Source organism: Chryseobacterium subflavum (genome assembly GCF_055762745.1).
Genome location: NZ_JBVTMR010000001.1, coordinates 1529727 through 1541630, shown reverse-complemented (window position 1 = coordinate 1541630; position 11904 = coordinate 1529727). Strand labels below are relative to the sequence as shown.

Annotated in this window: 9 protein-coding genes; 5 read left to right on the top strand and 4 right to left on the bottom strand. The window is 37.9% G+C overall.

Translation table 11 applies throughout. The annotated features are described in order from the left end of the window. Positions 1 to 58 precede the first annotated feature (58 nt). On the bottom strand, positions 59 to 937 hold the full coding sequence (locus AC0INN_RS06715) for a helix-turn-helix domain-containing protein (RefSeq protein WP_306612421.1): 879 nt from the start codon (positions 935 to 937) through the stop codon (positions 59 to 61). A 183-nt stretch (positions 938 to 1120) separates the two neighbouring features. Here AC0INN_RS06715 and AC0INN_RS06710 point away from each other — a divergent pair, with 183 nt between their 5' ends. The 3 genes from AC0INN_RS06710 to AC0INN_RS06700 all read left to right on the top strand — a co-directional run bounded on the left by AC0INN_RS06710 (position 1121) and on the right by AC0INN_RS06700 (position 5543). Next, positions 1121 to 2515, top strand: a complete 1395-nt coding sequence (locus AC0INN_RS06710) for an aminopeptidase P family protein (RefSeq protein ID WP_273648096.1) — start codon at positions 1121 to 1123, stop codon at positions 2513 to 2515. A gap of 11 nt (positions 2516 to 2526) precedes the next feature. Continuing rightward, positions 2527 to 4698, top strand: coding sequence for a S9 family peptidase (locus tag AC0INN_RS06705; RefSeq protein WP_273648095.1), 2172 nt, complete (start codon positions 2527 to 2529; stop codon positions 4696 to 4698). A 239-nt stretch (positions 4699 to 4937) separates the two neighbouring features. Then, a complete protein-coding gene (locus tag AC0INN_RS06700; protein WP_273648094.1) occupies positions 4938 to 5543 on the top strand; it encodes a DNA-3-methyladenine glycosylase in 606 nt (201 codons plus the stop codon). Positions 5544 to 5562: 19 nt separating this feature from the next. On the opposite strand, the gene mug is transcribed toward AC0INN_RS06700, so the two are convergent. The 3 genes from mug to AC0INN_RS06685 all read right to left on the bottom strand — a co-directional run bounded on the left by mug (position 5563) and on the right by AC0INN_RS06685 (position 8011). Next, positions 5563 to 6063 carry a G/U mismatch-specific DNA glycosylase gene (gene mug / locus AC0INN_RS06695; protein WP_273648093.1) on the bottom strand — a complete coding sequence of 167 codons (501 nt, stop codon included), beginning with the start codon at positions 6061 to 6063 and terminating at the stop codon, positions 5563 to 5565. Positions 6064 to 6192: 129 nt separating this feature from the next. After that, positions 6193 to 7029, bottom strand: coding sequence for an SDR family NAD(P)-dependent oxidoreductase (locus AC0INN_RS06690; RefSeq protein ID WP_306612418.1), 837 nt, complete (start codon positions 7027 to 7029; stop codon positions 6193 to 6195). Between the two features lie 76 nt (positions 7030 to 7105). Next, the gene (locus AC0INN_RS06685) at positions 7106 to 8011 is read right to left on the bottom strand and encodes a helix-turn-helix domain-containing protein (protein WP_273648091.1); all 906 of its coding nucleotides are present in this window, start codon (positions 8009 to 8011) and stop codon (positions 7106 to 7108) included. Positions 8012 to 8405: 394 nt separating this feature from the next. Here AC0INN_RS06685 and AC0INN_RS06680 point away from each other — a divergent pair, with 394 nt between their 5' ends. Continuing rightward, on the top strand, positions 8406 to 8723 hold the full coding sequence (locus tag AC0INN_RS06680) for a DMT family transporter (RefSeq protein WP_273648090.1): 318 nt from the start codon (positions 8406 to 8408) through the stop codon (positions 8721 to 8723). A gap of 284 nt (positions 8724 to 9007) precedes the next feature. Beyond that, positions 9008 to 11899: an AsmA-like C-terminal region-containing protein gene (locus tag AC0INN_RS06675; protein ID WP_306612415.1), complete on the top strand. Its 2892-nt coding sequence runs from the start codon at positions 9008 to 9010 to the stop codon at positions 11897 to 11899. The last annotated feature ends 5 nt before the right edge of the window (positions 11900 to 11904 follow it).

The window sequence follows — 11904 nt, the reverse complement described above, 5'->3', positions numbered from 1 at the left end:
AAATCGACGAATGTTAATATTTTAATGAATTGTAACCATATTTTAACATGGTGTCTTTTTAATCCAAAATGGTGTATTTGTACCGCTTAAGATATTCTTTGGGAGAATGCTTCATAATTGATTTAAAAACCCGGTTAAAATTAGTCAGGCTCGTAAAACCACTGTTAAAAGCTACTGACGAGATATTGTACATGGTGGAAGAGATCAGCAGTTTGCATGCGCGTTGTACCCGTAATTCATTAAGGAATTCAATATAAGTAATTCCGGTCCTCTTTTTAAAAGAGCGGCAAAAAGCCTGTGGAGTCATACATGCTTCCTTCGCAATACGATCAAGAGTCAGCTTATTCTGGGCAAAATTTTTCCTGATATAGTTTTGGGCATCTATGATGCGTTGATCATAATTAGAAATCTCAACAGGCATATTTTTTTCTGCTGATAATGGAATGTGTAGATTTCTGTTTTGCATCAAATGAGTGAGGATCTTTATAAAGCTTAGAATTTGATCTATACCCTTCGATTTTTTCAATTCGTTGATGCTGACGCTTATCTCGGCTTTTACCTCAGAAGCGATCTGGAAGCCCACTTCAGAGTGATCCATAAAATGTTTCAACTCTTCAAATTCGGGTAGGTTAAAGATGGGAGATAATTTTTTATGGGGATCAAAGAAGATGGATACGGCATGAACTTTTTGTTTTTCTCCTTTATTAAAATCACCTTTGAAAACATGTGACTGATTGGCTCCGATATAGAAAATATCACCGGCTTCAAAAGCGAAAAGGTTTTGTTCTATGGCTAATGTTCCATGTCCTTCAATGATCCACATGATCTGGACTTCGGTATGCCGATGAAAATGGGGGTAGAAGTTAGGCATAATATCCTCTTGAATACGGATGCTTTTGCTGGTATCAGCAGGAACTGAAAACTGAAGACTTTTCATACAGGATCAGAATTTTGTAATGAAAGAATATGGTGTTAAAATATGGTCGAATTTAAGCAAAATATAAACACTGTATATCATTTTAAAATCCAAACTTTACCTGCTATTTATTTTTCGTGAACAAATCCTTTAGAAATATAACAAAATTGTAACTTTAAACCTTATCAAAATTATATGCATTATATGTTTTCAGCACAGACTTATCAGGATAGACGAACTGCATTACAAGGCAGTATAAAGAACGGGATTCTTTTATTTTTAGGGAATATAGAGAACCCTGTTAATTTTGAACATAATCCCTATTATTTCCGCCAGGATAGTACTTTTCTGTATTATTTTGGAATTCAGGAACCTCGTATTGCCGCTATCATTGACATCGATGAAAATAAAACGATTATTTTCGGCGACGAGCTGAGCATCGATGATATCGTATGGATGGGAAGACAGGAAACACTGAAAGAGAAAAGCCAGAAATCAGGAGTATCAGAAACTTTACCCTACAAGGAACTTTCCCAATACATTCTGAAGGCAAAAACAGCTAACCGGAAGGTGCATTATCTTCCACCATATCAATCTTTCAATAAAATTTTGCTAAGTGATCTTTTGGGAATTAAAGTAGCAGAATTACAGCCCTCTGTAGAGATGATCAAAGCGATTGTAAAACAACGTTCGGTAAAGGAACCTCAAGAGATCGTTCAGATAGAACAGGCTGTAAATGTATCCAATGATATGCATCTGCTGGCAATGCGCATGGCAAGACCCGGAGTTAAAGAATATGAAATTGCCAATGCAATTCAGCACCTGGCAGGAGATAAAGAATGCCAGATGTCCTATCCGCCAATCGTAACGATAAACGGAGGCATCCTGCACAATCACTACCGCCTTAATACTTTGAAAGACGGAGATCTTTTCCTGAATGACTCAGGAGCTGAAACAGCAATGGGATATGCCGGCGATCTCACCAGAACATTTCCTGTGAGTACAACTTTCAGTACCCAGCAAAAGGAAATCTATGAGGTAGTTCTAAATGCTTTTGAAAATGCCCAGCGTCTTTTAAAACCAGGTGTAAAATTCAGGGATATTCATTTACAAGCGTCCCGGCATCTGGTAGACGGACTTGTCGATTTAGGATTAATGAAGGGAAATCCGGAAGAAGCAGTAAAAAATCATGCCCATACCCTATTTTTTCAGTGTGGATTAGGACATATGATGGGGCTTGATGTTCATGATATGGAAGACCTTGGGGAACAATATGTAGGATATACTGAAGATGAACCAAAGGATACAAAAACATTTGGGCTAAAATCTTTACGTTTAGGTAAATCTTTAGAAACCGGTTTCGTGGTAACGGTTGAACCGGGTATTTATATAATTCCTGAATTGATCGATATATGGCAGGCTGAAAATAAAAATGCAGAATTTATTAATTACGATAAAGTTAATGAATACCGGAATTTTGGAGGCGTACGTATCGAAGATGATTTCGTGATTACGAATGAGGGATACAAACTTCTGGGGAACGGATTGATTAAAACTGTGGAAGAAATTGAGAATTACAGAAAAGAACATATATCTTAATTAATTATTATATGAGAAGCATAAAAAAACTGATTAACATTGCACTGTGTTTCCTGTGCCTGTCGCCTCTTGCGGCGCAAAAAACACAATGGACGCCTGATGGCAATGCTTATTATTCATTTACCAAAAACGGAATTGAAACCGTAAATTTATTAAATCCCGGAAAGAACCAGACATTTTTAAGTTCGAGCGAATTAATTCCACCAGGAAGTTCAGAAGCTCTGGATGTACAAAGTTTCGAGGTGTCTCCGGATGAAAAAAGCCTTTTGCTTTTTGCCAATACCCGGAAGGTATGGCGGGACAATACCCGCGGTGATTACTGGATTTTTGATAAAGCCAGTAAAAGGCTGACACAGCTTGGAAAAGGATTACCCGGTGAATCCCTGATGTTTGCCAAATTCTCACCGGACGGGAAAAAGGTAGCTTATGTATCTAAGCATAACATATACATCGAAGATCTTTCCAACAACAAGTACAGTAAAATTACGAATGACGGAACAGACAGGATCATCAACGGAACTTTTGACTGGGCCTATGAAGAAGAATTCGGGACTCAGGATGGATTCAGATGGTCTCCGGATGGAAGTAAAATTGCTTATTGGAAACTGGATGCACGTGGAACCAAGAACTTCCTGATGATCAATAATACTGATAGCCTATATTCTTTTACGATTCCCGTAGAATATCCTAAAGTTGGAGAAAATCCTTCTGGTTGTAGCATCTGGTTATATGATTTGGCTTCAAAGTCCTCAAAAAAAGCAAATATTGCAGGGGATGAAATGCAGAACTATATTCCGAGAATGGAATGGGTGTTGGATTCCAAATCTATTATTTTACAGCAGTTGAACAGAAAACAAAACCAGAGTAAGGTAATTGTGGCCGATGCCAATTCAGGAAACAGTAAAACCATTTATACCGAAACGGATCCTGCGTGGATCGATATCAAATCCCGTTGGAACGACAATGATCCGAGCGGATGGGACTGGATCAACAATGGTAAAGAATTTTTATGGTTATCTGAGAAAGACGGATGGAGACACATTTATAAAATAGACCTGAACGGAAAAGAAACACTGATTACAAAAGATGATTTTGATGTGATAAAACCGGAATTTTTTGATGTTCCTAACAAACTGATTTACTTTTTAGCTTCACCAAAGAACGCCACTCAGGAATATTTGTACAAAGTGAGCATGAACGGCGGGAAATCCGAAAGGGTTACTCCTGAGTCTTATCCTGGAACTAACAAATACAGCATTTCATCCAATGGAAAACTGGCGATATTTAGTAACAGCAGTGTTAATGCCCGTTCCAATGGTTCCATTATATCGCTTCCTGATCATAAAGAACTGGTAGCTGCAAAAAATTCCACCAAAGCAGACCCTTCGAGATCTAAGGCCGAATTTTTCCAGATTACAACACAGGATGGAATTACCCTGGACGGATGGGTGGTAAAACCTAAAAACTTTGATCCGAATAAAAAATATCCGATCGTCTTTACAGTATATGGAGAACCTGGAGCCCAAACCGTAACCGATAGCTTTTATACGGGCTGGAACGGCTTATATATCGGAGATATGGCAAAGGATGGCTATTTATATGTTTCACTTGAAAATCGTGGAACTCCGGCTCCAAGAGGTCGTGAATGGAGAAAATCTGTTTACCGTAAAATAGGACAGCTGAACATCCGTGATCAGGCAATGGGAGCTAAAGCTTTATTTGCAAAATGGCCTTATATTGATACTTCCAGAGTTGCCGTATGGGGCTGGAGCGGTGGCGGTTCTTCCACACTGAATCTTTTGGGACAATATCCGGACATTTATCAGACAGGGATAGCGATTGCTCCGGTGGCTAATCAATTGTTCTATGATAATATCTACCAGGAAAGATATATGGGACTTCCACAGGAAAACAGAGAAGATTTTGTAAACGGATCTCCTCTTGCTTATGCTAAAAATCTGAAAGGGAACCTTCTGCTGGTTCACGGAACAGGAGATGATAATGTGCATTATCAGAATACAGAGGTCTATGTGAATGAGCTGATCAAGTACAACAAGCAGTTCCAGCTGATGTCCTACCCTAACAGGACACACTCAATCAGTGAAGGAGAAGGAACTTCGCTTCACCTGGCTACATTGTTTACCCAATATTTAAAAGAACATTGTCCTCCCGGACCTAGATAAAAAGAATCCCACAGTAATGTGGGATTTTTTATTTCTTTTTATAGCAGATGTAACCTAAGAGCTATTTTCTTTTAAAAACCAGTGTGCAGATTCCATGGCTAACCTTGTTATTATGCACTACTTTTATTTTAGTGAATAGGTAGGATCTTAAAGTTCAAATCTAATAAGAATCTACAGACGATTAGCAGATTGCTGTTTATATCGTTAATTTTGTTGTATTAAATTTTAAAACCATTGTTTTGAAACTACCACTCTCCTATTATCAGAACCAGGACGTTATATTTCTCGCTCAAAACCTTTTGGGAAAAGTGCTTTTCACGCAGATCAGTGATCAGGTGACGGCAGGTATTATTGTTGAAACTGAAGCTTATTTCGGTGCTCTTGACAAGGCTTCCCATGCCTATGGAGGACGGCGTACAGACAGAACAGAAACACTGTATCATGAAGGAGGTGTTTCGTATGTATATCTGTGCTATGGAATTCACCATCTCTTCAATATTGTAAGCTCGGTACGTGATGAGCCGCACGCGGTATTAGTAAGGGCAGTCGAACCATTGGTAGGGAAAGAAATTATGGAACAAAGAAGAAATATGCCTTTTACAAAAGCAGCGATCTCTTCCGGACCGGGTTCAGCAGCCAAAGCTTTGGGAATTGACCGCACATTCAATAAAAAAGATTTGACAGGGGAAGAAATCTGGATCGAAGATCATGGTATTCGTTATTCGCCTGATGATATCGTGGCATCTCCACGTGTAGGAGTTGCTTATGCCCAGGAAGATGCCCTTCTGCCCTGGAGGTTTTTTGTGAAAGGCAATCAATATGTAAGCAAGCCAAATAAAATATAAAAATTTATATAAGTACTTTTTACTTTTGAATTTCGTGATACAATTCTGAATAAGAGTGAACAAGATCTTCAAAGGTAAAGCTACGGTTCAGGCCACTTGGATTTGGTAATATCCAGACTTTAGCTCCGCAGAAATCCTCGGATTGTTTTCCCCATGAGATTTGTTTTTTTCCAGAAAAGGCCTGATAGGCTGCCTTCCCCAGGAAAGCCACATATTTGGGGTGGAAAGTTGTGATTTTAGATTTAAAAATTTCAAGAGACTGGTCGAATTCCTCATTTGAAAGCTCATCTGCCCGCGATGTGGGTCTTGCTACAGCCGTAGTAAGACCATATCCAAAATCCAGAATCGTGGTATCATGTACTGCTTCAATCTGGTAGGGAGTAAAACCGGATTGATGAAGAACCTTCCAAAAACGATTGCTTCTGCCTGAAAAATGGTGGCCATCGTCCGCAGATTTTAAGCCCGGATTGATTCCACAGAAGATAATATTGAGATCCTTTGCTATAATATCGGTCAGCATTGTAAGAACTGGATGTTATTGTTTGATGATCGCAATTTAGAAATTTTTAATGGTCCGCTCCTGTTTTATATAAAACAACCTCCATAAAAAAGCTTGCTGGTTTATGGAGGGTCTTGATAACTTAGTTTTTTATCCGGGAAAATCTGTAGAAAAAGAAATATCTTTCCATCTGCTCATTTCCTGGGAAAGCTGTTCTATTTTACTTTGAGCTCTGTTGAAAGAATCGCTGCCCAAAAATAAATTGACAGCTGGTGCAGGGTTATTAACTACTTCTAAAAATACATCTGCTATTTCATCCGGATCTCCCGGCTGGTTTCCGTTCAAAGTATTCATTCTTTCATGAGCCTCCCGAATGTAATCATAATCCTTTATGCTGTTTTTATTATAAGCTATGGAATCTGTATTGGCAAAATTTGTCCGGAACCACCCGGGAAGTACATTCGTTACATGGATGCCAAAAGGTTTAAGGTCATTCGAAAGCGCTTCAGAAAGTCCGCTAACTGCAAATTTTGTAGCACTATACATCGACCAGCCTGTTCCGGGAGCAAAGCCGGCTATAGATGAAATATTAATAATATGCCCTGATCTCTGATCTCTTAAATACGGTAAAGCCTGCTGAAGAACTTTAACGACAGCAAAAAAGTTGACTTCAAAATTGTCATTAATTTCCTCTGACGTAAGTTCTTCCAACGCACCGCCAAGTCCGTACCCGGCATTATTGACCACAACATCCAGTCTCCCAAACTTTTCATAGGTTGTCTTAAGGGATTGAGCAATAGAACTCTCTTTTTTAAGGTCAACTTCCAGTGGAAGAAATTTTTCTCCATACTGAAAAAGTGGTTCTAATGAGCTTACAGACCTGGATGTAGCGGCAACGCAATGGCCTTTAATTAATAATTGTTGAGCTACTGCAAACCCCATCCCCTTTGAAGCTCCGGTGATATACCAGATTTTTGTACCTGTCATGATTTCTTTTTTTTTACAAAGGTAGATCCCGTTACCCGGCCTTACTTTGTGATATTAAAACCATTTTTTGTCAGATTCAAACCTGTCTGAAGGCAGATGGATTCATACCCGTTTGTTTTTTAAAAAAATTATTAAAGTGAGCCTGGTCTTCAAACCCCAGAACATAGCTTATTTCTGCGATATTCCATTGGGTATGTTTTAGCAGGGATTTAGCCTCTGCAGTGAGCTTAGCAAAAATGTGTTCCGTAGTTGTAAGGCCTGTTACAGTTTTTATAGCTCTGTTGAGTGAGTTGACATGGATTGAAAGCCTTTCGGCAATTGTACGCGGAGATCTTAACTCGAACCGGTCTGTTTTGGATTCTATCGGGAACTCTCTGTCGAGCAGTTCGTGGAATAGAGCCGTAATGCGCGAATTTGAATCGGAATGTAAAGAAATATCTTCACTGGGACGGAATTGCATGGCAAGATAGATCACTTCACTGATATAGCTTTTGATCAGTTCATGTTTGTAGATGTATTCTGTATTATTTGCTTTATAGATTTTTTCGAAGATCATACGTATTTCTTCAGACTCTTCGGAATTGAGTTTAAATACCGGATGGTCTGCCCCTGAAAATAAAGGCAGTTCCCTGAGGTTGATCCGCTGGGTATCCTGAAAAAACTCTTCTTTAAAGACACAAAACCATCCGCTGCTTTCGGGTTTCAAAAGATCGTAAGTATAAGGCATTTTAGGATCAAAGAATAATAAAGTATCTCCTTCAACTGGTATGCTTTTGTCACTGTAATGGAATACATTATTCCCTTTAAAAAGCATGATCTTGTAAAAGGTTCTCCGGATATAGCTTGGTGAACTTGTTCCGTTAATCATATTTTCTTCAATACTAAAAATATTGAATAGACCACTGTCCTTTCCTGGACTCTGGGAAAGATGCGTAAGCTTATGTTTGTAAAATTCCTCAAGTGATTCCGTTGATTTTCCCATGGTAATGCTAAAAATGAAAATACTTACCTAAAGATAAGCTATTCTCCCTAAATCTGCTATTGTGTAAAAAAGGAAGATCTACAGTAAATATATATGTGACGTTTCATCCGTTGAAAACTACACTTCACCTGCGGATTATGTCAGATCACTTTATTTAATCTGTTGAAAACTAGTATTTACTATTACTTTTACAAAGTAAAAATGCTGTACACTTCATTACTCAAAGTTTTCAGTTTTTATGATTGGCAAACATGGTTAAGAATCAATAAAAATCTGTACAGTCTATCCTTTCATGCCGGAAAGGTTCATTCTAATTTAATCATGTTTGGTAGGATTGGTGTATTTCCAATCCTACTTTTTGAGAACAGTATAACAGATGAAAAAATAATAAATTATGAACTGGATTGCATTAATTATCGCAGGGATTTTTGAAATCGGATGGCCTTTGGGAATCAAAATGTCGCAACAGGCTGATAGCAATAAATTCGGATGGATCTTTCTATCTGTCATTTGTATGACGATCAGCGGTGCTATGCTGTGGTATGCACAGAAAACCATTCCTATTGGGACAGCCTATGCGGTATGGACAGGAATTGGTGCGGTAGGCACTTTATTGATAGGGATTATATTCTTTCAGGATTCGGCTAATATCTTCAGATTGTTGTCTGCATTGCTGATTGTAGTTGGAATTGTAGGACTTAAATTGTTTTAGAGTTAAAACTCTTTCGAATTTATAGAATTTAAAAGTACCTCCTAGAGGTACTTTTTTGTTAAAATTATTGTAAACTTTCATAGATCATATAAACTATAATTTGATTGCAATCTATTGTTGTAATTATTTGTTTATTAATGTATTGTTGTTTTTATAGTGAAGTATTTGTTTACATGTTTGAAACAGTGCTTTAGTGATGAATGGCTTGATTTTAGATGGTTGTTAATTATTATTTACTCATAAGAGGAAAATAATATCGAAATCAAAATTATAATAGCAATTTTATGGAAAAGTTTATAAAAATAATTTTGAAAGTTTTGAAATGGCTGGGAATTTCTATAGCATCCATTCTTTTTCTGATGTTCATCATCCCTATATTGTTTCCGGGAACTATTTCCCAGCAGGTAAAAATATTTGCCAATAAACATCTTGCGGGTAAACTGGATTATAAAAAGACCCACCTCTCCTTTTTCAGGCATTTCCCATCGCTAACGGTTTCTGTGGATCAGCTTATCCTGAAAGGTTCAAAGCCATTTCAGGAAGATACTCTACTTGCCGCTAGAGAAGTGGCCGTGGGAATCAATCTTAAAAACCTGATCTTTGACCGTGAGGTGAAGATTGATGAAATATATGTAACGGATGCCAACGCGAATGTTTTCGTCAACAGTAAAGGAGAAGCCAACTATAATGTTTATGTTTCCAAGTCCTCACAAACACCTAAGGATAGTACAGAAGAAGGAGCATCTATAAAGCTGGACCTTATCAAATTCAGAAACTGGAATATCAAATACAATGATCATTCTGCCAGAGTGCTGGTAGATGCCAAAGGCTTGAATTACACAGGTAAAGGTGGATTCAGCAAAGATATTTTTGATCTGCAAACCGATCTGGAGATCAATAAAGTAGACTTTGCCCTCAATAGAATCTATTACGCCAAACAAAAAAGTTTGCGTGCAGATCTCATTACGCGGATCAATACGAATGCATTAACTTTTGTATTAAGGAAAAACGAATTAAGGATCAATGATCTGCCCTTAAAATTTACAGGTTCTCTTAGTATTTTGAAAGACGGATATAATCTCGACATCAATGCTGCATCTGAAAAGACAACGATTCGCGATATGATCTCGGTACTGCCGCCGCAATATCTGGACTGGGCAAAAGACACTAAAATTGAAGGAAACAGCGATCTGTTTTTCAGCCTGAAAGGAAGATTCAGTGAACCTAAAAAGCTGAAACCAAGGTTAAATGCCAGACTGCTGGTAAAAGATGGATTTGTCTCCAATGGAAAAGCTCCTGTTCCTATGAATAACCTGAATATGGATCTTATGGTAGATCTTCCTTCATTAGATACGGAACAGATGAATCTGAATCTCAGGAATCTGAGTTTTGATCTGGGTAAAAATAATAATTTCCGTGCGGTGGTAAGAACGAAAGGACTTAATGAAATGATGGTGAATGCCGATGTAAAAGGCGCTGTTGATCTTCAGACTCTTGATCAGGCATTAGGTTTGAAGAATATTGATGTTCGTGGGCTTATGGATACGAATATCAAGGCAAACGGGATCTTCAGCCTGGATAAAAAATTATTCCCAAAGACGGAGGGTTATCTTCATTTAAAAGAGGGTTGGCTGAAGACGAAATATTACCCCAACCCTATTCAGAATATCAACCTGACCGCCAATATTAATAATACAGACGGAACGTTTAAAAGCCTTGGAGTGAAATTGGATCCTTTTAGTTTTGATTTTGAAGGGAATCCTGTCTATGTTAATGCTGATCTGCATGATTTTGAAGATCTGCTTTATAAAGTTAAAGCAAAAGGTGTTTTGAATGTGGGCAGAATCTATAAAGTTTTTGCAAAAGAAGGATTTGATGTAAGCGGACTGATTATGGCGGATCTTTCCCTGAACGGACGTCAGAGCTATGCAACTACCGGCCAATACAGTAAGCTGGATAATAAAGGAACTTTGATTCTTAAAAATATAAAGGCTACTACATCGTATCTTCCCAAATCATTTTATATCAAAGAAGGAAATTTTCAGTTTGAAAATGAGAAAATGTGGTTCAGAAAGTTTTTGGCCACTTATGGAAAATCGGATTTTGCATTAAACGGATATCTGCTCAATACGATCAACTATTTTATTGAAAGAAAGGGGACCCTTCACGGAAAGTTTGGGTTAAACTCCAATTATATTCTTATTGACGAGTTCATGGCACTTAAGGATGGAGATAATGCAGATAAATCGATTGAAGTGGAATATGCAAAAGTTGAAAATCCTAAAAGCAGCGGTGTGGTAATTATTCCGAAAAACCTTGATGTCTCTTTGGAAGCTCATGTTAAAAAAGTCGAATTTAAGGGACTTGATCTCAATCATCTTCAAGGTCTGGCTTCTGTAAATACGGGTCAGGTGTATCTTAAAAATACTTCTTTTGATATCATTGGAAGCCGCATGAATATTGATGCACGTTATCAGGACGAATCTCCATTAACGGCTAATTATGACATTGTGCTTAAGGTACTGGATTTTGATGTACAAAGGGCTTATAAAGAAATTGATATGGTCCGGGAAATGGTTACTGCTGCTAAGAATGTAAAAGGGATTGTGTCTCTTGATTATAAACTTAAAGGAGATTTTGATAAAAATATGAGGCCTATTTATCCGTCCCTTGAAGGGGGTGGTATCGTAAACCTTCGGGATGTAGAGGTAAAAAATCTTAAGATGCTTTCGGTAATTGGTGATAATGTTGGTGCAAACGCTTTTAATAATCCGGATATGAAAGGAGTTAATATCGAAACCGTGATCAAAAATAACCTGATCCACGTTGATAAATTCACCTTTAAAGTATCTGTCCTAAGACCTTCTATCAGTGGAACAACAAGTTTCAACGGTTTACTGGATCTGCGGGTAAGAATAGGTCTTCCTCCGGGAGGATGGATCGGCTTTCCGGTAGTTGTAACGGGGACCCATGACAAACCTAAAATAAAAATCTTCAGTAAAACCGGACAAGGAATCGTTGATGCTTTGTATAACACGAAATCGAATAAAGTAATACGCCAGGAAAGGCGTGCTGAAAAAAAATCCAGAGTGCAGCAGCGTAAAGAGAAGGAAGCACAGGAAAAAAAAGCTGAAAATGCTGAGAAGCAGATTAAAAAAGATCTTAAAGAAAAATAAATAAA